Genomic DNA, 22,873 nt, shown 5'->3' with positions numbered 1-22,873 from the left:
TGTGGGCCTCGCCATGTCCGACATCCGCTGGATCACCACCCAAGAGCGCCCGGCAGGCATTGTCGAGGCCGTCGATGCGGGGCTGGATCAGCACAACCTGCGCCATGCCCCCTTGCAGCAGGTGCAGCCTTTGGTGTGTGCCGCCCAAGATGACAACGGTGCGACGCTGGGGGGCGTGGTCGGCCGCACCTGGGGCGAGTGCGCCGAGGTCGAGCAGGTCTGGGTCGATGAGGCCATGCGCCGCAGCGGCATCGGGCGGCGCCTGATGCAAGACTTCGAACACGCCGCCCAAGCGCGTGGCGTGCGCCGCATTTACTTGAGCACCTTCAGCTTTCAAGCCCGGGGGTTTTACGAGAAGCTGGGCTATCGCATGGTCTGGGAAGTGGCGGGCTTCACGCCCGAGATCAGCAAATTCATGATGCAGCGCGAGCTGCCTCCAGCGCCATGAAATGCTATGTGGTGGGCGGTGCGGTGCGCGACGCCCTGCTGGGCCGCGCCGTGCATGACCGCGATTGGGTGGTGGTGGGCAGCTCGCCGCAGGCCATGCTCGATGCCGGCTTTGTGGCGGTGGGCAAAGACTTCCCCGTGTTTTTGCACCCGCAGACCCATGAGGAATATGCCCTGGCCCGCACCGAGCGCAAAACCGCGCCCGGCTACCACGGCTTTGCCGTCCATGCCGCGCCCGATGTAACGCTAGAGCAAGACCTGCAGCGGCGCGACCTGACCATCAATGCGATGGCGCAAGACGCCGACGGCCAGGTGATCGACCCCTATGGTGGCCAAGCCGACCTGCAGCAGCGCGTGCTGAGGCACATTGGCCCTGCCTTTGCCGAAGACCCGGTGCGTATCCTGCGCCTGGCCCGCTTTGCCGCCCGCCTGACCGACTTCAGCGTGGCCCCTGAAACCCTGCACCTGATGCAGCAGATGGTGGCCAGCGGCGAGGTGGACGCCTTGGTGCCTGAGCGGGTGTGGCAAGAGTTGTCGCGCGGCCTGATGGAAGCCCGCCCCAGCCGCATGCTGCAAGTGCTGCGCGACTGCGGCGCCCTGGCCCGGCTGTGGCCCGAACTGGATGCGCTGTGGGGCGTGCCCCAGCCGCCCCTGCACCACCCGGAGGTGGACTGCGGCGTGCACACCCTGATGGTGGTGGACATGGCCGCGCGCCTAGACGCCCCCTTGCCGGTGCGCTTTGCCGCGCTCTGCCACGACCTGGGCAAGGGCAGCACGCCACCTGCCGAGTGGCCACGCCACATTGCGCACGAAGCCCGCAGCGAGCGCCTGACCCGGCAAGCGGCCCAGCGCCTCAAAGTGCCGACCGACTGCGGCGAACTGGCCGTGATGGTGGCGCGGGAGCACACCAATATCCACCGTGCCACCGAACTCAGTGCCGCCGCCCTGCTGCGGCTGATCGAGCGCTGCGACGCCTTCCGCCGCCGAGAACGCTTTGAGCAGGCCTTGCTGGCCTGCGAGGCCGATGCGCGCGGCCGCCTCGGCTTTGACGACGCCGCCTACCCCAGCCGCCCGCGGCTTCTGAAGGCATTGGCCGTTTTGGACGCCGTGGACACCGCAGCCGTGGCCGCCGACGCCCTGGCCCGCGGCGTGCGTGGCCCCGGCGTAGGCCAGGCCTTGCAGCGGGCCCGCGAAGCGGCCTTGAGTGCGGCAAACGTGTAGAACTGCGCACTCTGCGCTGCTGTGTGCATCAGCGGCTTGAGGACTGGCGCTTCGGGACGATAGCGGGCGGACGCATGGCGGAAGCTCGCCTGCGCCCTCCCAACTTTGGCGTACAGACTGATGATTGCGACCCCTCCCGACAAATACCGGCTGCTGACCCGCAGTGATATGGACGGCCTGATCTGCGCGGTGTTGCTGAAGGAGTTGGGCCTCTTGGGCGAGGTGGTCTTTCACCACCCCAAAGATGTGCAAGACGGCAAGGTCGAGGTGCATGAGCACGACATCCTGGCTAACCTGCCCTACCTCCCCGGCTGCGCCCTGTGCTTTGACCACCACTCCAGCGAGGCCAAGCGCAACCTCGGCTTCAACACCCAAGGCTATGTCCTGCACGCTCAAGCCAAGTCCGCAGCACGCGTGGTCTATGACTATTACGGCGGTGCGGACAGCTTTCCCAATATCAGCCCCGCACTGATGGACGCGGTGGACCGCGCCGACTCGGCCGACTTCAGCCGTGAGGAGGTGCTGCACCCCAGCGGCTGGGCCTTGATGTCCTTTTTGATGGACGCACGCACCGGCCTGGGCCGCTACAAGGACTACCGCATCTCCAACTATCAATTGATGGAGATGTTGATCGACGCCTGCCGCACGCTGAGCGTGGATCAAATCTTGGAGATGCCCGATGTCAAGGAGCGCACCGAGCGCTACTTTGCTCAGCAAGAGGCCTTTGAAGCGCAGTTGCGGCGTGTGGGCCAGGTACACGGCAACTTGGTGGTGCTGGACCTGCGCGACGAAGACCCCATCTACGTGGGCAATCGCTTCGTGGTCTACACCGTCTTTCCGCAGTGCGACATCTCCATGCATATCTTGCGCTCGCGGCACAGCGACCAAACCGCCTTCACCGTCGGCAAGTCCATTTTTGGCCGCCGCAACAAGATGGATGTCGGCGCCTTGATGCTGGACCACGGCGGCGGTGGCCACGATGGCGCCGGGGCGTGCCAAGCCCCCAATGCGCAGGCGGACCAACGCAAGCAACGCTTGATCGACCGCATCGTGAACCTGTCCCACCAGGCGCAGCCGGTGCCGGCCTGAGACTTTCTACCCAGCGCCACGGCCGCTTGCTGAGCCGAAGGTAAAGCTGGCCCCACTTTGGCCGAAATAGCGGCAGGCGCTTGGTCACAAGCCGGCGCCAGCTTTATTGACCTTGGGAGCTATACACACATGACCTCTGCCCCTCAAAAGTACCGCCTGTTGACCCGCAGCGACATGGACGGCCTGGTCTGCGCCGTGCTGCTCAAAGAAATGGACATGCTGGGCGAGATCGTCTTTGTGCACCCCAAGGACGTGCAAGACGGCAAGGTCGCGGTGACGGCGCAAGACATCCTCACCAACCTGCCCTATGTGCCCGGCTGCGGCATGTGTTTTGACCATCATTCCAGCGAGGCCGAGCGCAACAACGGCAAGCCCACGCCCGGCTATGTGCTGAAGGCCGATGCCAAATCCGCCGCGCGTGTGGTCTATGAACACTTTGGCGGCAAGGCCCGCTTTCCACGCATCAGCGACGAGATGATGCATGCCGTGGACAAGGCCGACTCCGCCGGATTCACCGAGGCCGATGTGCTGCACCCCCAAGGCTGGGAGCTGCTGTCCTTCTTGATGGACGCGCGCACGGGCCTGGGCCGCTTCAGAGAGTTCCGCATCTCCAACTACCAGTTGATGATGCAGCTCATCGAATGCTGCCGCGACATGCCGATTGCCGACATCCTGGCCCTGCCCGATGTCAAAGAGCGGGTCGATCTCTTCTTCGCCCAGCACGCCCTGTTCCGCGAGCAGATTCAGCGCGTGGCCGAAGTCCACGACAACCTGGTCATCCTGGACCTGCGCAAAGAAGACACCATCTTTGCGGGCAACCGCTTCGTGGTCTACGCCATGTTCCCGCAGTGCGACATCTCCATGCACGTGATGTGGGGCCGCGAAAAGCAGAACACCGTCTACACCGTAGGCAAGTCCATCTTCGGCCAGCGCAACCCCATGGACGTGGGCGCACTGATGCTGGAACACGGCGGCGGCGGCCACCATGCGGCGGGCACCTGCCAAGGGCCGAATGAGCAGGCCGACATGCGCAAGCGCACGCTCATTGCGCAGATTCTTGAGCAGTCCAAGCGGCCGCCGCTGAAGAACGCGGCGTGACCCCTTGCAGGGCACAAGGCCCTGCGATCTGACGACCCCTCGCACTGCGGCGCCCCTGGGCGCCGCTTCAACATATAGGCCAGGCTACGACACAGGTCGGGTTGACGCACGCCGCGGGCCATGTGTATTATTGAATTAATACACCAATGCAGCCCATGGACTTTGCCATCACCCCCAGCGACCCGACGCCGATCTACCGCCAGATCGTCGACCAAGCGCGCCGCTACATCGCCGGTGGCCATTGGCCCGCCGGCCATGAGCTGCCCAGCGTGCGCGCCGTGGCTTTGGCCCATGCCATCAACCCCATGACCGTCTCTAAGGCCTACAGCCAACTGGAGGCCGAAGGCCTGCTGGTGCGCCGACGCGGCATGGGCATGGTGGTGGCCGACCAAAGCCCCCCCAGCGCCGACGACCGCGCCGCACTGCTGATGCCCACCTTAGAAGCCGCTGCACGCCAAGCGCTGCAACTGGGCATTACTCCTGCGGAGGCGCTGGCGGCGTTTGAGCAGACCTTGATCACATGCCTCACCACTCATCGCGCTGACGAGTCATCACCCACGCCACAGATACAGCCTGACTGACATGAACACCCCAGCACTCCGCCTGCAACAGCTCAGCCTGAGCTACGGCCCCCACACCGTCTTGCAGCCCACCTCCTTGGACATCCCTAGCGGCGCCGTGGTCGGGCTGGTGGGCCGCAATGGAGCGGGCAAAAGCAGCTTGCTGCGCTGCTGGGCCGGGCTCACACCGCCGAGCAGCGGGCAAGCCTCGGTGCTGGGCTGCGACAGCATGGACTTAAGTGATGCCGTGCGTGAGCGCCTAGGCCTGGTCAGCCAAGCGCCTGATCTGCTGCCCTGGCTGACCGTGTGGCAGCACATCGAATACATCGGCAGCTTTTATGCGCGCTGGACTGCTGAGCGCGCGCACCAACTTTGCCAACGTCTGGCCTTGAGTGAGACCACCAAGGTGTCTGCGCTGAGTGGCGGCGACCAGCAAAAGCTGGAGATCGTGCTGGCCCTGGCCCATGACCCCGATGTGCTGCTGCTGGACGAGCCCGTCTCCAACCTCGACCCCTTGGCGCGCCGGGACTTTATGCGGCTGCTTTTTGAGTGGGACACCGAGCGCGCTGCGCCACGCACCGTGGTGATCTCCAGCCATTTGCTCAGCGACTTGGAGCGCGTCATCACCCACCTGGTGATGCTCAAAGACGGCCAAGTGGTGATCAACGCGCCGTGGGACGAGGTGCAAGAGCAGCGACACCAAGCCCTGGAAGACCTGTTCGTCAGCGAGGCGCAGGCATGAGCCCGGGCTTGGCACTGAGTTTGACCCTGTGGCGGGGGGCCAAGGTGGGGCATGCGGGGGCGGTGTTCATTGGTTTGTGCGTGGCGGCACCGCTGTGGATGATGTTGTTCAAGGGCGCGCATGACGAATCAAGCTGGGTGCTGGGAAGCTTGCTGATTCCTTTTGCGCCCTTGCTCCAATCTGCGCTGCTCGGCGGGCAATTGGTGCCCACATTGCGCCGCCCCGAGACTCAGCACTGGGCGCGACGAGGGTGGCGGCGGTGGTTACTAGCTTGGGCCTTGCCCTGGTGGGTAGCCTTGGTCATCCCAGCAGCCTTTCTGAGTCAAGCTCATCACGGGGTCACGGTGTGGATATGGTTTAGCGCGCTGCTGGCATTCAGCATGGCAGCAGGCTTGAGCCTGGCTTGGACACGCTGGGTGGTTTCGGCGCTCTTCGGTGCGGTGCTGTTAGCAAGTTGGAGCTCCCAGCAGTGGCTCTTTTCAGATCTCGCCGCCTGGATGCAGGGCGTGAATGCGCCAAGCGTCATGCTGGTGATCAGTGCGATCCTGATACTGGCCTCTGCAGCATTGATTCGCAAGACGGGTCAAGTGCTAATCGGGGCCCCTCTGAAAGCAGACTCGCTCTCACTGACAGACCTGCTCGCATCACCTTCGCACCTTTTGGCGAGAGACAAGCCTGAACAGCGTCAGCTGCGAAGCCTGATCGAAGCCCCTCCTACGCCGGTGGACCGATGGCTGCAGCGGATCATCCCCTTACCCTTGTTCATCGGTTCGGCCATGGTGAGTCGCTGGCTGTGGCCTGGCTTCAACGAATCCCTCGTTCCGATTCTGGTCGCCCTCATCCCAGCAAATCTGTTTGATCTGAACCGGATGGACGGTCGGGTGATGCCACCACCTCGCGGCCTCCTGTTGCCTCGGGGGCTGCATCGTTCTACCTTGCTGCGCGAAGCGCTGTGGCTCTACGGCACCTGTCCGACCACCTGGGGATCAGCGACCTCCAAAGCCTGTGTGACCTTCGGTTTTGCTTGGGGCATGCACTGGACACTCATGGATACGCTGAGTCTGTTCGCAGCCATAGCGGCCAGTCTCTTGGTCGAGCTGAGCTTGGTCGCGATCCGACAACGACATTCCGTTCGAGGAGCTCTGTGGGTTGTCGCAGTGGGGTTGATGTTGGGCCTCTTTGTAGGGGGCCTGAAGGGTGCTGCCGAGCTGTTGCAACTCGACATCGTCGCTGTCATCCTCCTTGCCTCTGGCCTCGTGGCCCTATTAGCTGTCGTCGTCATCGCTTCGCAAACGAGCCGCTGGCGCCGCCTCACCCTGTAAGGCTCACAGCATGTAACTGATCCCCGCCGCCAGCACCGACAGCACGATGCTGCTGGCAAAGGGCAAGAAAATCTCGCGGCCCCAGAGCGTGAAGCGCACATCGCCGGGCAGGCGGCCCAGGCCAATGCGGCCGAGCCACGCGCCCAAGCGGTTGAAAATCAGAAAGGCCAGCAGGAAGACGATGAGCCAGCGCATGGCTTAGAGCCTGTGCGTGCGGTCACCCGCCACAAAGCCCACAGGGTCCAGCGTGACCTCGGCGGAGGCCAGGGCGATGACTTTGAAGAGTTCGCCCATTTCGTGCTCGGTGATCAGCTTTTGGGCCATGGTGCGCTCCTGCACGCTGGCGGCAGCCAGCAGGGGCATCAGGCCGCAGTTCATCAGGAAGCGGGCCTGGCTGGTGTAGCCCAGAATCTGCAGGCCAGCGTCTTGGGCAGCCAGCGCCACGCCGGTGAAATTGACGTGGGCGGTGATGTCTTTGAGGCCGACGTTCACCAGCGGGTCCGTGTCGGCCACATGGGCCTGGTGGCACATCAAAGTGCCGCCAATGCGCTGGGGGTGGTAGTACTCGGCCTCGGGGAAGCCGTAGTCCAGGAACAGGGCCACGCCATGCTGCAGGTGCTCGGCCAGGCTGCGGATAAAGGCCTCGGCCTGGGGGTGGACTTCGGTGGTGGTGCCGGGCACAAAGCCGCTCAGGTCTTCCAGCGATGGGCGCAGATCGGTGGGCCGGTCGGCGTGGGCAAAGGCTTGGGTGGCCTCGTCCCACACCACGCCGCGCTCCAGCCACTGCTGGCCGTCGAAGTGCAGCAGGTTCACCGGCATGGCGTCCAGCACCTCGTTGCCCAGCACCACGCCGCGCATGGCGCTAGGCCAAGTCTGCGCCCACTGCACGCGATCGCCAAAGCGGGCCAGCCGCAGGGCTTGGCGCTCGCGCAGCTCACCCGAGAGGTCAATGATGGTGTAGCGGGCCAGCGGCTGCCCCAGCGCCTCCAGGCTGCTGATCACCTGCTCGGCCAAGGCGCCAGAGCCCGCGCCAAACTCGAACACCTCTTGCGTGCCGGTGGCTTGCAGGGCTTGGGCCACCTGCTGGGCCAGGGCTTGGCCGAACAGGGGTGACAGTTCAGGCGCCGTCACAAAATCACTACCACTGCTGGGCAGGGCGCCAAACTTGCGGCTGCTGTTGCTGTAGTAGCCCAGGCCCGGGGCATAGAGCGCCAGGCCCATGAACTGGTCAAAGGGCAGCCAGCCGCCGTTGCGGGCAATGGCCCCACGAATCTGGGCGCTCAATTCGGCGAGCACGCCCGTGTCAGGGCGGCCATTTAAACTGTGGGGTTCGCCACCGGCTGTGTCAGCAGGCTTGGACGACGGCATTTTTTGCATTCTTGGATTGTAGGTTCGTGCCCCTCCTCACCCCCCTCTCCGCGACGACATCGGCCCCCACCCGCCCGGTCACCTTGGTGACGGGGGCAGCCCGCCGCATTGGCTTGGCCATTGCGTGCGAGCTGGCCGCTGCGGGCCACGATATTGCGCTGCATGTGCGGCGCACCGATGGTGAGGCAGCGGCGGCTGTGCAAGAGGGGGTGACCCAACTGCAAGCCCTGGGGGCCCGCGTGGCGGTGCTGGCCGCCGACTTGAGCGACGACAGCGCCTGTGCGGGCCTGCTGCCGCGCGCGGTGGCGGCGCTGGGGCGGGTGGATGCACTGGTGAACAATGCCTCGCGCTTTGACTACGACGCGCCCGGCCCTGCCAGCAGCCAGGCGCTGACGGCCGAGGCCTTGCGCGCGCACTGGCAGGCCAACACCGTGGCCCCGGTCTTGCTGGCCCAAGCCTTGGCGCAACATGTGGCCGAACGCGGCGGCCAGGCTTGCGTGGTCAACCTGTTGGACCAAAAACTCTGGAACCCCAACCCAGACTATTTCTCTTACACGCTCTCCAAGGCCGCGCTGCGCGAGGCCACGGTGCTGCTGGCGCAAGCCCTGGCACCGGCCGTGCGCGTGGTGGGCGTGGCCCCCGGCGTGACGCTGGTCTCGGGCCCCATGAACGAGGCCGAATTTGCCGCCGCGCACCAGTTGACGCCTCTGCAGCGCTCGTCCACCCCGCAAGACATTGCGCGGGCGGTGCGCTTTTGCATTGAATCCCCCGCCATCACCGGCACCACCTTGTTGGTGGACGGTGGCCAGCACCTGGCCGCGCAGCCGCGCGACGTGCTGTTCTTGGCGCAACAATCATTGAACTCTCAAGGCTAATCTCATCATGCAGACCTCTTTGCTTCACCCTGGCCTGCGCGATTGCCGCCGCCTGTTTTTGCGCGACTACGAGGTGTGGATCAACATCGGCGTGCACGACTTCGAAAAAAAGGGCGAGCAGCGCGTGCTGATCAATGTGGACCTCTATGTGCCTCTGGCCACCTCGACGCCCAAGGCTGATGAGCTGGACGAGGTGCTGGACTACGACTTCATCCGCCGCACCATTGCCGAGCGGGTCTCCAAAGGCCACATCCATCTGCAAGAAACCCTGTGCGACGAGGTGCTGGCCCTGATGCTGGCCCACCCGAATGTGCGGGCCGCGCGCGTGTCCACTGAAAAGCCCGATGTCTACCCCGACTGCGATGCAGTGGGCGTGGAAGTCTTCGGCATGAAAGACTGAGCAAGCACGTATGAGCGACGTTCTCCAAACCCCCGAAGCGAGCGCCCCCTTGAGCGCCGAAGAGCTGGCCGCCAAGCAAGCCAAGAAGGCCGCCTTCGAGACCAACAAACTCAGCAAGCGCCTGCACCGCCAAGTGGGCCAAGCCATCACCGACTTCAACATGATTGAAGACGGCGACAAGGTCATGGTTTGCCTCTCGGGCGGCAAAGACAGCTACAGCATGCTGGACATCTTGATGAACCTGCAAAAGCGGGCGCCCATCAAGTTTGAGCTGATCGCCGTCAACCTCGACCAAAAGCAGCCGGGCTTTCCGGCCGAGGTGCTGCCCAACTACCTTCGCCAAGTCGGCGTGCCGTTTCACATCGAGACGCAAGACACCTACAGCATCGTCAAGAGCCACATCCCCGAAGGCAAGACCATGTGCAGCCTGTGCTCGCGGCTGCGCCGGGGCATCCTCTACCGCGTGGCGCGGGAGCTAGGCTGCAACAAGATCGCGCTGGGCCACCACCGCGACGACATGGTGGTGACCCTGCTGATGAACATGTTCTTCGGCAGCCGGATGAAGGGCATGCCGCCCAAGCTGGTCAGCGACAACGGTGAGTTTGTGGTGATCCGCCCGCTGGCCTATGTGGCCGAGGACGACTTGGTGCGCTGGTCCGATCACCGTCAGTTTCCGATCATCCCCTGCAGCCTCTGCGGCAGCCAAGAGAACCTGCAGCGCGTGCTGACCAAGAAGATGATCCGCGAATGGGACAAGCAATACCCGGGGCGTATCGACAATATGTTCAGCGCCATGGGCAACATCACGCTCTCGCACATGATGGACCGCAAGCTGCATCCGTTTGAGAGCATCAAAGCCACCGGCATCCCTGACCCGCAAGGCGACAAAGCCTTTGACGAGGACGAAGAGAGCTGCGCCACCCCCACCGCAAACGCAGGTAAAGAAGTTCAAACGGTGAGGCTGATGTGGGACGATTCCAAGCCTTGATGAGCCTGCAGACCACGAAGGAGACTGCCATGACTGCTGCGACCTCCCCTGCCCTCACGCGTCGCCACGCCTTGCGCTTGGCGCCCGCGGCGGCCTTGCTGCTGGCAGCCACCCTGGGTGGCTGCGCGCTGGTCAACACCTTCCATGCCGAAGTGGCCAGCTTTGGCGCCTGGGCCGCCGAGCGCAAACCCGGCACCTACCGCTTTGAGCGCCTGCCGTCGCAAGCCACGCAGCCCGAGATGCAACAGTCCTTGGAGGACGCCGCAGCCCAGGCCTTGGCGCGTGCGGGCTTTGCACCGGCCGCCGAAGGCAGCGAGCCCGATGTGCTGGTGCAGATTGGCGCCAAGGTCTCCCGCCAGGTGCGCTCCCCCTGGGACGACCCGCTGTGGGGCCGACTGACGATCGGCACCCGCATGGGTGGCCAATACCCGCGGCTGGGCTGGGGCGTGGTGGCGCCCTGGGGGGCCGTGGAGTATGAACGCGAAGTGGCCCTGCTGATCCGCGACCGCAAGAGCGGTGAGGCCCTGTACGAAACCCGGGCCCGCAGCAACGGCGGCACCGTCGGTGGAACCAGCGTGCTGCAAGGCATGTTTTTGGCCTCGCTGGCCGAGTTTCCCAAGGTCCAGAACGAACCCCACAACGTGGCGGTGACCTTGCCCTGATTTGTAGGTTTTTATGTCCCTGAACATCGTCATCATGGCCGCGGGCAAAGGCACCCGCATGCGCTCCAAGCTGCCCAAGGTGCTGCACCGCTTGGCCGGCACCCCGCTGCTGCACCATGTGCTGCACACCGCCGCCACCCTCCAGCCCACACGCACCCTGGTCATCACCGGCCACGGTGCCGAGGTGGTGGAAGCCAGTGTGGCAGGCCTGGGCGTGGTGGGCCTCAGCAGCGTGCGCCAAGAGCCGCAACTGGGCACCGGCCATGCCGTGCAGCAGGTGGTGCCCCACCTGGGCGATGAGGGTGTGACGCTGATCCTGAACGGGGACGTGCCCTTGATCGAGGCCGCCACGGCCCAAGCCCTGGCCGCGGCCTGCGGCGGCGATAAGCTGGCCCTGCTGACCGTCACGCTGCCAGACGCCACCGGCTACGGCCGCATCGTGCGCAACGCTAAGGGCGGCATTGAGGCCATCGTCGAGCACAAAGACGCGAGCGAAGCCCAGCGCCAGATCCGCGAGGTCTACACCGGCATGATGGCCGCGCCCACCGCCGCGCTGAAACGCTGGGTGATGGCGCTGAACAACCAGAACGCCCAGGGCGAGTTCTACCTGACCGACATCGTGGCCATGGCCGTGGCCGAGGGCGTGGCCGTCACCAGCGCCAGCGCGGCCGATGAAACCGAAGTCCTGGGCGTGAACAGCCCGCTGCAATTGGCCGACCTGGAGCGCCGCTTGCAAACCCGCCGCGCCAACGCCCTGCTGGAGCAAGGCGTGCGCCTCGCCGACCCAGCCCGCTTTGACCTGCGCGGAAGCCTGACTTGCGGCAGCGATGTCGAGATCGACGTGGGCTGCATTTTTGAAGGCGAAGTCAGCCTGGGCGACGATGTGCGCGTGGGCGCGCACTGCGTGATCCGCAATGCGACCATCGGCGCAGGCGTGGTGATCCACCCCTACACCCACATTGATGGCGGCAGCGAAGGCGCCAGCGTTGGCGCGGGCTCACTGATCGGCCCCTATGCCCGACTGCGCCCTGGCGCCGTGCTGGCCGAAGAGGTGCACATCGGCAACTTCGTCGAGGTCAAAAACTCCACCATGGCCCGGGGCTCCAAAGCCAACCACCTGGCTTATTTGGGCGACGCCACCGTCGGCGAGCGCGTCAACTACGGCGCTGGCTCCATCACCGCCAACTACGACGGCGCCAACAAGCACCGCACCGTCATCGGCAACGACGTGCACGTCGGCTCCAACTGCGTGCTCATCGCCCCGGTCACCATCGGCGCCGGCGCCACCATCGGCGGCGGCTCCACCATCAGCCGCGATGCACCAGAAGGCCAGCTCACCGTGACCCGCGCCAAGCAGATGGCGATTGCGGGGTGGACGAGGCCGGTGAAGCAGAAGAAGTGAGCGAAGCGGCCTTGGGCGCTAGGCCTGTCGCAATACACCACTGCGCCGCCCAATAGCTGCTGAGCACCCACAGGCTGGCCAGGGGCAGCGGCCCCGCGAATTTATTGGTGGCCAACAGCGCGTCGCTCAGCATGAAAAGTGCGCCGCCCACAGCCAACACACAGCCGCGCGGCTCGCCTTGGCGCCACAGTACCGCCGCCTGCGCCGCCATGGCGCCCAAGCAGAGCACATAGGCCAGCACCGGGCCGCGCAGGGGGCCCGGCACACCGGGCCAGAGTTGCGACAGCACGGCCGCAGCGATGAGGGCATAGGCCGCAAAGGCCGGCCACCATGCGGCCAGGCGCTGGCGGCGGGTGAAGGCCCAGAGGTAGCACAGGTGGGCCAGCAAGAAGCTCACCAAGCCGGGCAGAAAGCCTTGCTCGGGCCAGAGCAAGGCGATGTCACCACCCAATGAAAGCACCAAGCCCGCCACCACCCAGCGGCGCAACAGAGGCTCGCTCAGGCCGCGCCCCCAGGCGTAGGCAATGATGACCAGGGTGGCCAAGGGCTTGAACACAAAGTTCAGCCACGGCAGGTTCAAGGCCCAGGGGGCGGAGGCGATGGCCAAACTGGCGCAGCCCAGCAAGAGTGCCGCAAGAGCAGCGGGGGAGGCGCGCAAGGTCATGTCGGGATTCCTGCGTGGAAAAGAGGGGGCGGCAGCGGAAACACGGCGGCCCCAAAGGCTCAGCCGGGCAGCTTCTCGACCGTGTCGGCTGCCAGGCACAGGTCCGCCCAGGCTTTGGCTTTGTCCAGCGGCTGGCGCAAGAGGTAGGCGGGGTGGTAGGTGACGACGACGGGCGTGCCCTGATAGCTATGCAGGCGGCCGCGCAGCTTGCCGATGGGCTCTTCGGTGCCCAGCAATTGCTGGATGGCAAAGCGGCCCATGGCCAGAATGAGCTTGGGCTTGACCAGCTCAATTTGACGTTGCAAGAACGGCGCGCACTGGGCCATTTCTTCGGCGCTGGGGTTGCGGTTGCGCGGAGGGCGGCACTTGAGGGTGTTGGCAATGAAGGTGCGCTGGGCCGCGTCGCCCTCGCTGCGGGACAGCGCCAGCGCGGCCAGCATACGGTCCAGCAGTTGCCCAGCCGCGCCGACAAACGGCTCGCCTTGCTGGTCTTCTTGCTCACCGGGGGCTTCGCCCACGATCATCCAATGCGCGTGCTCGTGCCCCACGCCAAACACGGTCTGCTTGCGGCTTTGGCACAGGCCGCAGGCTTGGCATTGGCGCACGGCCTCTTGCAGACCGGCCCAGTCCATCTGGGCGATCTCGGCCGCGCGGGCTTTGTCGGCCTCGGGCCGCAAGGCCTGCACCGCCGCACCCGCCAAGGCCGCAGCGCCGGCCATCGGAGCAGGCTTGTCGCGGGTGACGGTGATGGGCCGTGCAGCCACGGGCGCAGCAGGTGCCACGGGCGCAGGGCTTGGGCGGGGTGCCGCCGTTGGCGGGGCAGGCTCCTGGGCCATCACCGCCGCCTCCACGGGCGCAGGCGCGGGTGCAGATGCCTTGCGTGCCGGGCCCCAGGGCTTCAAGCCCATGGCCGACAAGATGCTCTGTTGGCGTTCAGTCCAGCGCATGGCCAAGACTTTCTTGATTCAAGCGCCAACTCATCAGCACCGCGTCTTCGCGCTGGCCCCCGGCGGCCGGGTAATAGCCTCGACGCACGCCCATCTCGGCAAAGCCCCAGCGCTGGTACACCGCGCGGGCGCGGGCATTGCTGCGGCGGACTTCCAGCCACAGGCTGTGGACCTGGGCCTCGCGGCTGCGCTCGGCCAGGTGGTTCAAGAGGCTCACTGCATGGCCGCGGCCTTGGGCCTCGGGCTTAACAGTGATGTTGAGCAAGTGCATTTCTTCAAAGCCCAGCATGGCCACGTAATAGCCCAGGCATTCGGTGTCGCGCTCGGCGCGGCGCGGGGCTTCGGTGCTGGCTTCCAGCATCCAGGCCAAATAGCCCGACGCCAAGGAGTCGGTGAAATTGCCCCGGCTCCAGGGGTAGGGATAGGCGCGCGGCTCAATGGCCATCACCGTGTCCAGATCCGCCACGCTCATGGGGCGCAGCGTCAGGGTGGCCTGCTGGGGGTTGGGGCGCGCGCTCACGGGGCCGCCCCTTGCTCTTTAGCCAGGCGCTGGGCCAAGCGTTCCGCCGTGGTTTGGGCGACCTTGTCGCGCAGGTAGAGCGGCTGCGCGTCCTCAGGGGCCACCTTGGGGCCCTGCTGCCAGGCGGCGCACGCCAGTGCCAGCAGCGCCTGGGCGCGGTGGGTCACGCCCGCCACCGTGAGCAGGCCTTGGGTGTGCAGGCGCTCGCCAAAGGCCGCTGCCGCCGAGCCCGCCACACAGGCCGGCGGCAAGGCCTGCCAAGCGGCGTTCAGGCTGGGGGCGTCCATCAGCGCGGGCGCGGCCAGCGTCTGCCAGGTGTGGCCGTCGTGGGCGTAGGCGGCGGCATAGATTTCGTCCATGCGGGCGTCCATCGCTACCCAGACGGTGCTGCCAGAGGCTACCGGGGCCTCCAGGTGGGCCGCCTCGGCCACCAGCAGTAAGGAGTCCAGCAGCAGCACAGGTTTGTTCGCCCCAAAGGCCAGGCCTTGGGCCACCGAGATGGCCGTGCGCAGCCCCGTGAAGGCCCCAGGCCCTTGGCCCACGGCGATGGCGTCGAGGTCGGACAAACGCAGGCCGCGCTCCGCCAGCATCGCCAGCAGCATGGGAATGAGATGGGCAGAGGACTGCGCACCCCCGTCAGCGAGCCGGTGCGTGCCAGGCTCGGCCACGGCGCTGCCGTCCCACAAGGCCAGGGCCATGTGTTCGGTCGCGGTGTCGAGTGCCAGCAACTTCATGGGGTCAAAATGGGGCAAGCCGTAAGGGAAATGGGACGGATCTGAGCATGTCTCACCGAGCCTGGAAGTGTAGCCGTGCGAACATCGCCGCCATGCTGAACACCCTGCGCCGCACCGGCGGGTCTCCCGCCCTCGCCCCTTTGGCCGCGCTCTGCCTGAGCCTGCCGCTGACGACCCTGGCCCAAGACCTGCCCGCCGAAGTGGAGGCGGCATTGCGCCGCGCCAAGCTGCCTGAGAGCGCCTTGGTGGTGGCCGTGCAGGAGGTGGGCAGCGGCAGCCAAAAGCTGGGCTGGCGCGAGCGCGAGCCGGTCAACCCAGCCTCGGTCTTCAAGCTGGTGACCACTTATGCAGCCCTGGACCAATGGGGCCCGGCGTGGAGTTGGCGCACCCCGGTCTGGGTGCAGGGCACGGTCAAAGACGGAGTGCTGGAAGGAAACCTCATCATCAAGGGCTCGGGCGACCCGAGCTTGGTGCTGGAGCGGGTCTGGCTGATGCTGCGCCGGGTGCAGCAATTGGGCATTCGCGAGATCCGCGGCGATTTGCTGCTGGACCGCAGCCTGTTCAACCTGCCCGTGGTCTCGCCCAAGGCCTTTGATGACGACGCCAGCCAGCCCTATAACGTGCGGCCGGACGCCTTGATGATGAACTTCAAGGCCGTGACCTACACCTTCACGCCCGACACGGCCCGCGGCCTGGCCCTGGTGCAAACCGACCCACCACTGGCCGGCGTGCGCACCGACGAGACCGTGCCGCTGGCCGCCGTGCCTTGCGAGGATTGGTCAGCCCAGCTTAAACCGCAATGGGGCGAGCCCAAGCTGATGCGCTTTGGGGGGCGCTACCCGGTGAGCTGCGGCGAGCGCAGCTTTTCCATGGCCTATGGCGACCCAGCCAGCTTCAATGCCCGCTTGGTGGAGGCAATGTGGCAGCAGTTGGGCGGCCGCCTCAGCGGGCAGGTCAAGGACGGCAGCGTGCCGCCGGGTTCACGCTTGCTGTTTGAACAGGTTTCGCCGCCGCTGCAACAGGTGGTGCGGGACATCAACAAGTTCAGCAACAACGTGATGGCCGAGCAGGTGTTCTTGAGCCTGGGGCTGGCCGACAAGCCCGCTGGCGCCATCACCCCGGACGATGCCCGCGAACAGGTCCGGCGCTTTTTGGCCAGCCGTTTGGGTGAAGAAGGCTTGAAGGGCTGGGTGGTGGACAACGGCTCGGGCCTGTCACGCGACAACCGGCTGACCGCACAGGGCTTGTCGCGCTTGCTGCAGCAGGCTTGGAGCAGCCCAGTGATGGCCGAGTTGATGAGCTCGCTGCCCATCAGCGGGGTGGATGGCACACTGCGGCGCTCCAAAGCCCCGCAGGGCCGGGCGCACCTGAAGACCGGCTCGCTGCGCGACGTGGCGGCCGTCGCGGGCTATGTGCTGTCCAACAGCGGCAAGCGCTATGTGCTGGTGGCCATCTTGAACCACCCGAATGCAGCCGCAGGCCGCCCAGCCTTTGACGCCTTGGTTCAGTGGACAATCCGCGACGCTCCCACTCGCTGAACCTCGATCACTCATGGACGCTGACAGCCTGCGCTGGCTAGGTTACCCCGCCGCCACTTTGACCACCCTGGCCTTTGTGCCCCAAGCGTGGTTGACCCTGCGCACGCGCAATGTCGAGGGCATCTCGGCCCTCACCTATCTGGCGTTCACCGTCGGCGTGTCGCTGTGGTTGGCCTATGGCTTGGCGATCAAGGACTGGGCGCTGATTGCCTCCAACAGCATCACGCTGCCCATGGCCGCCAGCATTCTGATCATCAAGCTGCAAGAAGACAAACGCGCCAAACACCGCAAGGGCGCTGGCGCGTGAGCTGAGGCCCGTGAGGGCCGCCGTCAGAACGGCAGGTTGGACAGGCGCGAGGTCGCTTGGTTGCCCAAATAGGTGTGGAACACATAGCCCGGCCGGGTGTCGTCCGCCCAGAGGTAAGTGGCCGCAGTGGCATTGGTCACCATCGTCTTGGTGGTGCAGTTGGGCAAGGCGACGCTGCAGGCCGCCACCGTGGCGTTGGCAATGCCGTAGGCGCCCCGAGTGCGGTCGCTGGCCATGGCGCGCGAGAGGTCATCGCCAAGCAACAAACCGATCTTGCTGCCATCGTTGACCAAGCCATTGCGCAGCGCTTCATTGAAGGCTTTGGTCAGTCGGTCCAACAAGGCCAATCGCACCTTGCCATCCGTGGCAAGGCCTTCATTCACCGCCCAAGGAGACACCGAGATGTCTGTGGCGGTAGAGACCAAGACACGAGGGCCTTTGGCCGTGATGGCGTTGACACGGCTTGCCAGGGCCTGACCTTTGGCCTGGATCTCAGCCACCAGCGTCGCCTCACTCAGCGCCGGGTATTTGGCGTAGGCCGCCTTCACATCGTTGAAACCCACCAGCACAGTCAACAAGTCGTTATTGGTCAGAGCATTGCTCGCCTCAAAGGTGTCGACTTGAGTCAAGAACTCATTCACGCCGGCGCCAACGGTCGCCAAATTGAAGGCCTTGATGTCCGTGACATTGTTCGGGTTGCACTGGGCGAAAGTCAGACCGTAATAGGTCGCCACGGTCTGCACCCAAAGGGGGTTGTTGACGCACAGCACGGCGTCGGTGTCACTGATCGCATTGACGCTGTACTTCTTGCCGTCGGTCGTCAGCAGGTTCATCTCATCGCCAAAGCTCAGCAAGCGTGCGGGCCGGAACTGGTCCACCTGCGAGGTGCCGCCGCCGCAGCCCACCAACAAAGCAGTGCTCAGGGCCAACACCGAGAGAGGGGCCGTCAGGCGCGAGGCCCAAGGGGCGAATGTCATAAAAACTCCGTTGTAGTCTAGGCACGCTGCGTCAGGCCGCAGCGGCGCGTTGTAGCCGATCTCGCACCCCTTCCCACTCTGGGGAATCCGGGGGCCGCTCGATCCAGAGGAGCGGGGCTTGGGTGTCATCCAAAGCCCGCAAGACGGCAAACAACTCGTGCGCGCAATCAGACGCATTGTCAGGCATGCGGCGGTGCGGCCACTGTGCGCTTGAGTCGGCCGCCGGAAAGACGGTGCGTGAATATACCGCTGCCACCGGCCCTCCCGTGGCGCTCAATGGTTGCACCAAGGTAAAGGCTGTCTGCAGCTCGGCAGCACTCATCAGCCTGACCTTGGCCCGTGGCGCATAGTGCGCCTCCAGCGTGCCTGAGGCTTTGGGCGCATGCAAGCCCGGCGCTTGCAAGGACTGCCCGAGCACGGCTTCAATGGCGTGGCGGCTCAGTTGGCCCGGCCTCAGCAAGGTGGGCTGCTCACTGCTGCAGTCGACGATGGCCGACTCAATGCCCACCTCACAGTCGCCACCATCCAGAATCAAGAGCGCATCGCCAAACTCTTGGGCCACATGCGCCGCCGAGGTCGGGCTGACCCGACCAAAGCGATTGGCGCTGGGGGCGGCCACCCCCCGCACGCCCAGACGGGCGGCTTCGGCCAACAAGGCCTGGGCCACCGGATGTGCCGGGCAGCGCAAGCCCACCGTGGACTGGCCCCCAGCAGCGGCTTGGGCCAAACCTGGCGTGCGTGGCACGATCACCGTCAAAGGCCCAGGCCAAAAGGCGGCGGTCAGGCGCTGGGCACTCTCAGGCCAAGCGGCGGCAAAGGGCGCGGCATGGGCCGCGTCGAGCACATGCACGATCAAAGGGTGGTCGGCCGGGCGGCCTTTGGCGGCGAAGATGGCGGCCACGGCCGCGTCATCGTCAGCCCGTGCGCCCAGGCCGTAGACGGTCTCCGTGGGCAGGGCCACCAAGCCCCCGTCGGCCAAGCATTGGGCCGCTTGGGTCACGGCTTGCGCCGAAGCGCCCTGGAGCACGGTCATGCTGTGATGCTCACCACGCGGGCAGGCCCAGGAGGCTGGCCGCTTGCAGGGCCACGGCCCGCACGCTGGCCGCATCGGCGCCCGTGAGCGTCAGGTGGCCCATCTTGCGGCCGGGCCGGGCACTGGTTTTGCCGTAGAGGTGCAGATGTGCGCCGGGCAAGGCGAGCACAGCATCCCAGGCCGGTGTGCGCTCGACGCCGTCACGCCACCACAGGTCACCCAGCAGGTTGAGCATGACGGTGGGCGAGTGCAAGCGGGGCGCCACCAAGGGCAGTTGGGCCATGGCACGCACTTGCAGCTCGAACTGCGACACATCGCAGGCGTCTATCGTGTAGTGGCCGGAGTTGTGCGGGCGCGGGGCCATCTCATTGGCCACCAGGCTCAGGCGGCCATCGGCCGCCTTGACCACAAAGAACTCCACGCACAGCACGCCCACATAGTGCATGGACTGGGCAATCGCACCGGCATGGGCCACCGCCTGGGCGGCCAGGGCGGGGTCGACGTCCGGTGCCGGGACTTCCGTCACCGCCAAGATGCCCTCACGGTGCAGGTTTTGCTGCACCGGGAAATGCACCCACTGACCATCCACGCCGCGCGCCACGATCACGCTCAACTCGCGGTGCAGGGCCAAGCGCTGCTCTAGCACGCAGGGCACGCGGCCCAGGCCGGCCCAGGCCTCGGCCAACTCAGCCCGGCTCTGGATGCGCACTTGGCCTTTGCCGTCATAGCCCATGCGCGCCGTCTTCAAGATGCCGGGCAAGAGCGTGTCGCTGACACGGGCCAGCGAGGCCTCAGAGTCGATCAGGGCGAAAGGCGCGCAAGGCACACCGGACGCCGTGATGTGGGCCTTCTCGGCGGCACGGTCCTGGCAGATGGCCACCGCATCGCCGCTGGGCGCCACAGGGCGGCTTTGGGCCAAGGTGCGCAGGGCCTCGGCCGGCACGTTTTCAAACTCGGTGGTGATGGCCTGGGCCACCGCGGCCAACTGCTGCAGGCCTTCGGCGTCGAGATAGGCCTTCTGCACATGATGGTGCGACACCAAGCCTGCGGGGCTGTGCGGGTCGGCGTCCAACACCGCCGTGCTGTAGCCCAAGGCTTGGGCGGCGTGCACAAACATGCGGCCCAATTGGCCGCCGCCCATCACGCCCAAGGTGGCACCGGGCAGCAGCGCTTGGCGGTCCCTTGTGCTCATACCAGGTCCTGCGTCATGGCCCGCGCCACCTCAGTTTGGCGGGCACGATAGGCCTGCAACTGGGCCCGCAGGGCGTCATCACGGTTGGCCAGCATGGCCACAGCAAACAGCGCGGCATTGGCGGCCCCGGCCGTGCCAATGGCAAAGGTCGCCACCGGAATGCCTTTGGGCATCTGCACAATGGAATGCAAGGAATCCACGCCTTGAAGATGCCGGCTGGCCACGGGCACGCCCAGCACCGGCACCACCGTCTTGGCCGCCAACATGCCTGGCAAATGCGCGGCACCGCCCGCACCGGCGATGATGGCTTGCAAGCCTCGCGCCTGGGCGGCTTCGGCGTAGGCAAACATGTCGTCCGGCATGCGGTGGGCCGAGACCACGCGAGCCTCGTGAGCCACGCCGAACTCAGCGAGAATCTGGGCAGCAGCCTTCATGGTCTCCCAATCACTGGAAGACCCCATGACGATCCCGACCACGGGTTGGGCAGTGTTCAAGGCTCAGTGCTCCGACATTGTGTAAACCGGTGATTTTAGGCGACGACGCTTGTGTCGCCAGGGTTAGCCCCCATCTCCCTCTTCTCGGGCGCTCCGGCGCCTTCTGCCCTCCGTAGCCACTCCACGCGACCATGATCGACATCACCCTGCAGAACTTCGAAGCCGACTTGATCCACGCCTCCATGCAGCAGCCGGTGCTGCTCGACATCTGGGCGCCATGGTGCGGGCCATGCAAATCCTTGGGTCCGGTGCTGGAGAAGCTGGAAGTGGCCTACGGCGGCCGCTTTGTGCTGGCCAAGCTCAACAGCGATGAACAGCCCGAAATTGCGGGGCAACTCAGCCAAGCCTTTGGCGTGCGCTCCATCCCGTTTTGCGTGATGTTCTCGCAAGGCCAGCCGGTTGACGGTTTTGTGGGTGCGATTCCTGAATCCGACATCCGCGCCTTCTTGGACAAGCACGTGCCCACTGAGGATGCGCTGGAAGCGGAGGCCGACCTGGAGGAGGCAGAAGCCATGCTCGCCCAGGGCGCAGACCCTTTGAGCGCGCTCGACAAGCTGCAAGAGGCCGTGGCCATTGACCCGGCCAACGATGCGGCACGTCTGGACTACCTCAAGTTGTTGTTGGAGATGGCGCGGCACGAGCCGCAGCGCACCCAACAAGCCCGGCTCGCCTTTGACCCGGTGGCGGCCAAGACCTTGTCCGACACCCGATTTGCTGCGGTGGAGCAGTGGCTGAAGGCCGCTGAAGCCTACCCAAGCGCCCGCGCTGAAGCCGAGTTGCGCGCGGCCTTTGAGGCCAACCGCCGCGACTTTGACGCCCGCTATGCCCTGGCCCAGCGCAAGATGGTGGAGAGCGAACCCACGCAAGCCATGGACGAGTTGCTGGAGATCCTGATGCGCGACAAGGCCTGGAACGAGGGCCTGGCACGCAAGACCTATGTCGCCATCTTGGAGTTGATGAGCAAGCCACTGCCCAAAGCCGCGCCCGAGGCCGCCTCTGGCGGCAAGGGCACGTTGGAGATCGCCGGCCATGCGGCGGTCGCGCCCAATGACCCGGTGGTGGATCAGTACCGGCGCAAGCTCAGCATGGTGTTGTTCTGAGCCATTTGGGGCAAGCCCTCTGGCGGGACGCCCCAGGCCGCTCAGCAGCCCGCCCGGTGCACAGTCAGTGGGCCGACTTCTGAAGCAGGCGGGCGCGCTCGGCCTCGACCCGCGCCAACTGGATGCACAACTCGGCCTGCTGATGCTTCAGCCATTGGAGCTGCCGCTCTGCTTCACGCTGATGCTGGGCTGCCTCCGCAGCCTGGCCCATGACGGCCATGACCGACGCGATCCGTGCGTGCGTGGCCGCAAGGTCGTCGGGGTCGGGCATGTCCGCCACATGCGCCCGCGCGGTGACCAAATCGCGTCGCGCCGCTTCTTGTTCACCCACCTGCCACAAGCACCAAGCGCGCGCCGCATGAAAGTAGGCGCTGTGCGCACCCAAGCCATCGGCCATGGCATTGCGCATATGGGTCTCTAGCAGCGCGGTGGCTTCCTCGTAACGCTTCATGGCCATGCAGACCATGGCCTTGAGCATCGGGTTCCAGGACACTCGATCGGCCTTGCCAATGCCAGCATTGAAGTTGACCGAGGATTCGACCTCGATCATGACGCGCCGCGCCGCCTCTGGGGCGCAACGCCCGAAGGCATCCTCCAGCGCCAGCGCATCGGTTTGAAAAATCATGCGCGTCGAGATGATGGCGCCGATCATGGCGGTGTCACCGTCCAGCGCCGCCAGCCTGTGGGCGGCGCGGTAATAGCCGGCCGACTGCTCTGGCCGGCCCGCATAGCTGTAGGCCCGCGCCATCAACAACTCCAGGCGCGCTGAGGACGCCAGGCACAGCTCGGGCATGGACCAGATCAACTCGTCGGCAAAAGCGGTCCAGAGCCCCTCTTGAAAATCCAGCGACGCCAGCCACACGCTGGTGTGCGCTTGCAAGGCTTGATCGCCAGCGGTGAGCGCGAGCTGCTTGGCCTGGACAAACAGGCCCCGGATCGATGGCGCATGATGGTCGCCGGTGTAGGTCAGCACGGCCTCGGCGTAAGTCGCCCAGCCCTGCAAACGCGGCTCGACTTGGCGCTTAAGTTGGGCCTTGACCTGCCCCAGCGCCATACGCGCCTCCACCATCATGCCCAAGCGCGCCATGGCCACCACGCGCTCTGCCTTCAGGCACTCGCGCTCTAGCGAGGACTCAGACTGCGCGAAGGCTTGGTCGAGTTGCTGCAACAGACGGGGGACGACCATCAATGCT

At 65.7% G+C, this 22,873-nt stretch carries 26 protein-coding genes; 15 read left to right on the top strand and 11 right to left on the bottom strand.

Annotation, left to right across the window (positions count from 1 at the left end; genetic code table 11):
- The first annotated feature begins 13 nt into the window (after nt 1–13).
- From KAK11_RS14695 to KAK11_RS14665, 7 genes are all read left to right on the top strand, one after another.
- Entirely contained in the window at nt 14–448 is a 435-nt protein-coding gene (locus KAK11_RS14695) for a GNAT family N-acetyltransferase (RefSeq protein WP_210809946.1), read from the top strand.
- Nucleotides 445–1,668: a multifunctional CCA addition/repair protein gene (locus KAK11_RS14690; RefSeq protein ID WP_210809945.1), complete on the top strand. Its 1,224-nt coding sequence runs from the start codon at nt 445–447 to the stop codon at nt 1,666–1,668. The genes KAK11_RS14695 and KAK11_RS14690 overlap by 4 nt, the downstream gene beginning before the upstream one ends.
- Before the next feature lie 120 nt (nt 1,669–1,788).
- Nucleotides 1,789–2,757, top strand: coding sequence for an exopolyphosphatase (locus KAK11_RS14685; protein WP_210809944.1), 969 nt, complete (start codon nt 1,789–1,791; stop codon nt 2,755–2,757).
- 129 nt (nt 2,758–2,886) lie between these two features.
- Nucleotides 2,887–3,855: an exopolyphosphatase gene (locus KAK11_RS14680; protein ID WP_210809943.1), complete on the top strand. Its 969-nt coding sequence runs from the start codon at nt 2,887–2,889 to the stop codon at nt 3,853–3,855.
- A gap of 155 nt (nt 3,856–4,010) precedes the next feature.
- Nucleotides 4,011–4,436 (top strand): GntR family transcriptional regulator, encoded by a 426-nt coding sequence (locus KAK11_RS14675; protein WP_246498968.1) that lies wholly within the window; start codon nt 4,011–4,013, stop codon nt 4,434–4,436.
- Nucleotide 4,437: 1 nt separating this feature from the next.
- A complete protein-coding gene (locus KAK11_RS14670; RefSeq protein ID WP_210809941.1) occupies nt 4,438–5,157 on the top strand; it encodes an ABC transporter ATP-binding protein in 720 nt (239 codons plus the stop codon).
- A gap of 8 nt (nt 5,158–5,165) precedes the next feature.
- A complete protein-coding gene (locus KAK11_RS14665) occupies nt 5,166–6,479 on the top strand; it encodes a hypothetical protein (RefSeq protein WP_210809940.1) in 1,314 nt (437 codons plus the stop codon).
- 3 nt (nt 6,480–6,482) lie between these two features.
- Here KAK11_RS14665 and KAK11_RS14660 read toward each other — a convergent pair whose 3' ends face one another.
- On the bottom strand, nt 6,483–6,674 hold the full coding sequence (locus KAK11_RS14660) for a DUF2905 domain-containing protein (protein ID WP_210809939.1): 192 nt from the start codon (nt 6,672–6,674) through the stop codon (nt 6,483–6,485).
- Between the two features lie 3 nt (nt 6,675–6,677).
- Nucleotides 6,678–7,856, bottom strand: a complete 1,179-nt coding sequence (locus KAK11_RS14655; RefSeq protein WP_375140687.1) for a class I SAM-dependent methyltransferase — start codon at nt 7,854–7,856, stop codon at nt 6,678–6,680.
- Nucleotides 7,857–7,873: 17 nt separating this feature from the next.
- Here KAK11_RS14655 and KAK11_RS14650 point away from each other — a divergent pair, with 17 nt between their 5' ends.
- From KAK11_RS14650 to glmU, 5 genes are read left to right on the top strand one after another with little or no spacing between them, the layout of a single operon-like run.
- Nucleotides 7,874–8,722: an SDR family oxidoreductase gene (locus KAK11_RS14650; protein ID WP_210809937.1), complete on the top strand. Its 849-nt coding sequence runs from the start codon at nt 7,874–7,876 to the stop codon at nt 8,720–8,722.
- 7 nt (nt 8,723–8,729) lie between these two features.
- Nucleotides 8,730–9,122 (top strand): dihydroneopterin aldolase, encoded by a 393-nt coding sequence (locus KAK11_RS14645; RefSeq protein WP_210809936.1) that lies wholly within the window; start codon nt 8,730–8,732, stop codon nt 9,120–9,122.
- 10 nt (nt 9,123–9,132) lie between these two features.
- Complete coding sequence (gene ttcA, locus KAK11_RS14640; protein ID WP_210809935.1) at nt 9,133–10,110, top strand: tRNA 2-thiocytidine(32) synthetase TtcA; 978 nt, start codon at nt 9,133–9,135, stop codon at nt 10,108–10,110.
- Nucleotides 10,111–10,139: 29 nt separating this feature from the next.
- A complete protein-coding gene (locus KAK11_RS14635) occupies nt 10,140–10,772 on the top strand; it encodes a DUF4136 domain-containing protein (RefSeq protein WP_210809934.1) in 633 nt (210 codons plus the stop codon).
- A gap of 13 nt (nt 10,773–10,785) precedes the next feature.
- On the top strand, nt 10,786–12,174 hold the full coding sequence (gene glmU / locus KAK11_RS14630) for a bifunctional UDP-N-acetylglucosamine diphosphorylase/glucosamine-1-phosphate N-acetyltransferase GlmU (RefSeq protein WP_210809933.1): 1,389 nt from the start codon (nt 10,786–10,788) through the stop codon (nt 12,172–12,174).
- Here the strand turns inward: glmU and KAK11_RS14625 are convergent.
- The 4 genes from KAK11_RS14625 to tsaB are packed head-to-tail and all read right to left on the bottom strand — an operon-like array spanning nt 12,107 to nt 15,039.
- Complete coding sequence (locus KAK11_RS14625; protein WP_210809932.1) at nt 12,107–12,838, bottom strand: lysoplasmalogenase; 732 nt, start codon at nt 12,836–12,838, stop codon at nt 12,107–12,109. The two genes, glmU and KAK11_RS14625, sit on opposite strands and share 68 nt — an antisense overlap.
- Nucleotides 12,839–12,897: 59 nt before the next feature.
- The gene (locus KAK11_RS14620; protein WP_210809931.1) at nt 12,898–13,785 is read right to left on the bottom strand and encodes a uracil-DNA glycosylase; all 888 of its coding nucleotides are present in this window, start codon (nt 13,783–13,785) and stop codon (nt 12,898–12,900) included.
- Nucleotides 13,772–14,305: a ribosomal protein S18-alanine N-acetyltransferase gene (gene rimI / locus KAK11_RS14615; protein WP_310737809.1), complete on the bottom strand. Its 534-nt coding sequence runs from the start codon at nt 14,303–14,305 to the stop codon at nt 13,772–13,774. Before rimI ends, KAK11_RS14620 begins: the two co-directional genes overlap by 14 nt.
- On the bottom strand, nt 14,302–15,039 hold the full coding sequence (gene tsaB, locus KAK11_RS14610; protein WP_210809930.1) for a tRNA (adenosine(37)-N6)-threonylcarbamoyltransferase complex dimerization subunit type 1 TsaB: 738 nt from the start codon (nt 15,037–15,039) through the stop codon (nt 14,302–14,304). The genes rimI and tsaB overlap by 4 nt, the downstream gene beginning before the upstream one ends.
- Before the next feature lie 92 nt (nt 15,040–15,131).
- On the opposite strand from tsaB, the gene dacB reads away from it, so the two are divergent.
- Nucleotides 15,132–16,577, top strand: coding sequence for a D-alanyl-D-alanine carboxypeptidase/D-alanyl-D-alanine endopeptidase (dacB, locus tag KAK11_RS14605; RefSeq protein WP_210810075.1), 1,446 nt, complete (start codon nt 15,132–15,134; stop codon nt 16,575–16,577).
- A 13-nt stretch (nt 16,578–16,590) separates the two neighbouring features.
- The gene (locus KAK11_RS14600) at nt 16,591–16,884 is read left to right on the top strand and encodes an SWEET family sugar transporter (protein WP_210809929.1); all 294 of its coding nucleotides are present in this window, start codon (nt 16,591–16,593) and stop codon (nt 16,882–16,884) included.
- A gap of 23 nt (nt 16,885–16,907) precedes the next feature.
- On the opposite strand, the gene KAK11_RS14595 is transcribed toward KAK11_RS14600, so the two are convergent.
- The 4 genes from KAK11_RS14595 to purE are packed head-to-tail and all read right to left on the bottom strand — an operon-like array spanning nt 16,908 to nt 20,547.
- Entirely contained in the window at nt 16,908–17,861 is a 954-nt protein-coding gene (locus tag KAK11_RS14595; RefSeq protein ID WP_210809928.1) for an SGNH/GDSL hydrolase family protein, read from the bottom strand.
- Between the two features lie 31 nt (nt 17,862–17,892).
- Nucleotides 17,893–18,894 carry an L-threonylcarbamoyladenylate synthase gene (locus KAK11_RS14590; RefSeq protein WP_210809927.1) on the bottom strand — a complete coding sequence of 334 codons (1,002 nt, stop codon included), beginning with the start codon at nt 18,892–18,894 and terminating at the stop codon, nt 17,893–17,895.
- 10 nt (nt 18,895–18,904) lie between these two features.
- The gene (locus tag KAK11_RS14585; protein WP_210809926.1) at nt 18,905–20,086 is read right to left on the bottom strand and encodes a 5-(carboxyamino)imidazole ribonucleotide synthase; all 1,182 of its coding nucleotides are present in this window, start codon (nt 20,084–20,086) and stop codon (nt 18,905–18,907) included.
- The gene (purE, locus tag KAK11_RS14580; RefSeq protein WP_210810074.1) at nt 20,083–20,547 is read right to left on the bottom strand and encodes a 5-(carboxyamino)imidazole ribonucleotide mutase; all 465 of its coding nucleotides are present in this window, start codon (nt 20,545–20,547) and stop codon (nt 20,083–20,085) included. The genes KAK11_RS14585 and purE overlap by 4 nt, the downstream gene beginning before the upstream one ends.
- Before the next feature lie 164 nt (nt 20,548–20,711).
- Here purE and KAK11_RS14575 point away from each other — a divergent pair, with 164 nt between their 5' ends.
- Nucleotides 20,712–21,680, top strand: a complete 969-nt coding sequence (locus KAK11_RS14575; RefSeq protein WP_210809925.1) for a tetratricopeptide repeat protein — start codon at nt 20,712–20,714, stop codon at nt 21,678–21,680.
- A 64-nt stretch (nt 21,681–21,744) separates the two neighbouring features.
- Here the strand turns inward: KAK11_RS14575 and KAK11_RS14570 are convergent, their stop codons facing one another.
- A complete protein-coding gene (locus tag KAK11_RS14570) occupies nt 21,745–22,866 on the bottom strand; it encodes a hypothetical protein (protein ID WP_210809924.1) in 1,122 nt (373 codons plus the stop codon).
- Between the last annotated feature and the right edge of the window lie 7 nt (nt 22,867–22,873).

Source organism: Ideonella paludis, assembly GCF_018069865.1.
Classification (GTDB): Bacteria; Pseudomonadota; Gammaproteobacteria; order Burkholderiales; family Burkholderiaceae_C; genus Ideonella; species Ideonella paludis.
This window is presented reverse-complemented; position numbering and strand designations above follow the sequence as displayed.

Excerpts from the sequence above, each read along its gene's own strand:
- KAK11_RS14695 (WP_210809946.1), top strand. The coding sequence starts at position 14 with ATGTCCGACATCCGCTGGATCACCACCCAAGAGCGCCCGGCAGGCATT.
- KAK11_RS14690 (WP_210809945.1), top strand. The coding sequence starts at position 445 with ATGAAATGCTATGTGGTGGGCGGTGCGGTGCGCGACGCCCTGCTGGGC.
- KAK11_RS14685 (WP_210809944.1), top strand. The coding sequence starts at position 1,789 with ATGATTGCGACCCCTCCCGACAAATACCGGCTGCTGACCCGCAGTGAT.
- KAK11_RS14680 (WP_210809943.1), top strand. The coding sequence starts at position 2,887 with ATGACCTCTGCCCCTCAAAAGTACCGCCTGTTGACCCGCAGCGACATG.
- KAK11_RS14675 (WP_246498968.1), top strand. The coding sequence starts at position 4,011 with ATGGACTTTGCCATCACCCCCAGCGACCCGACGCCGATCTACCGCCAG.
- KAK11_RS14670 (WP_210809941.1), top strand. The coding sequence starts at position 4,438 with ATGAACACCCCAGCACTCCGCCTGCAACAGCTCAGCCTGAGCTACGGC.
- KAK11_RS14660 (WP_210809939.1), bottom strand. The coding sequence starts at position 6,674 with ATGCGCTGGCTCATCGTCTTCCTGCTGGCCTTTCTGATTTTCAACCGC.
- KAK11_RS14655 (WP_375140687.1), bottom strand. The coding sequence starts at position 7,856 with ATGCAAAAAATGCCGTCGTCCAAGCCTGCTGACACAGCCGGTGGCGAA.
- KAK11_RS14645 (WP_210809936.1), top strand. The coding sequence starts at position 8,730 with ATGCAGACCTCTTTGCTTCACCCTGGCCTGCGCGATTGCCGCCGCCTG.
- ttcA (WP_210809935.1), top strand. The coding sequence starts at position 9,133 with ATGAGCGACGTTCTCCAAACCCCCGAAGCGAGCGCCCCCTTGAGCGCC.
- KAK11_RS14635 (WP_210809934.1), top strand. The coding sequence starts at position 10,140 with ATGACTGCTGCGACCTCCCCTGCCCTCACGCGTCGCCACGCCTTGCGC.
- glmU (WP_210809933.1), top strand. The coding sequence starts at position 10,786 with ATGTCCCTGAACATCGTCATCATGGCCGCGGGCAAAGGCACCCGCATG.
- KAK11_RS14625 (WP_210809932.1), bottom strand. The coding sequence starts at position 12,838 with ATGACCTTGCGCGCCTCCCCCGCTGCTCTTGCGGCACTCTTGCTGGGC.
- KAK11_RS14620 (WP_210809931.1), bottom strand. The coding sequence starts at position 13,785 with ATGCGCTGGACTGAACGCCAACAGAGCATCTTGTCGGCCATGGGCTTG.
- tsaB (WP_210809930.1), bottom strand. The coding sequence starts at position 15,039 with ATGAAGTTGCTGGCACTCGACACCGCGACCGAACACATGGCCCTGGCC.
- dacB (WP_210810075.1), top strand. The coding sequence starts at position 15,132 with ATGCTGAACACCCTGCGCCGCACCGGCGGGTCTCCCGCCCTCGCCCCT.
- KAK11_RS14600 (WP_210809929.1), top strand. The coding sequence starts at position 16,591 with ATGGACGCTGACAGCCTGCGCTGGCTAGGTTACCCCGCCGCCACTTTG.
- KAK11_RS14595 (WP_210809928.1), bottom strand. The coding sequence starts at position 17,861 with ATGACATTCGCCCCTTGGGCCTCGCGCCTGACGGCCCCTCTCTCGGTG.
- KAK11_RS14590 (WP_210809927.1), bottom strand. The coding sequence starts at position 18,894 with ATGACCGTGCTCCAGGGCGCTTCGGCGCAAGCCGTGACCCAAGCGGCC.
- KAK11_RS14585 (WP_210809926.1), bottom strand. The coding sequence starts at position 20,086 with ATGAGCACAAGGGACCGCCAAGCGCTGCTGCCCGGTGCCACCTTGGGC.
- purE (WP_210810074.1), bottom strand. The coding sequence starts at position 20,547 with ATGGGGTCTTCCAGTGATTGGGAGACCATGAAGGCTGCTGCCCAGATT.
- KAK11_RS14575 (WP_210809925.1), top strand. The coding sequence starts at position 20,712 with ATGATCGACATCACCCTGCAGAACTTCGAAGCCGACTTGATCCACGCC.
- KAK11_RS14570 (WP_210809924.1), bottom strand. The coding sequence starts at position 22,866 with ATGGTCGTCCCCCGTCTGTTGCAGCAACTCGACCAAGCCTTCGCGCAG.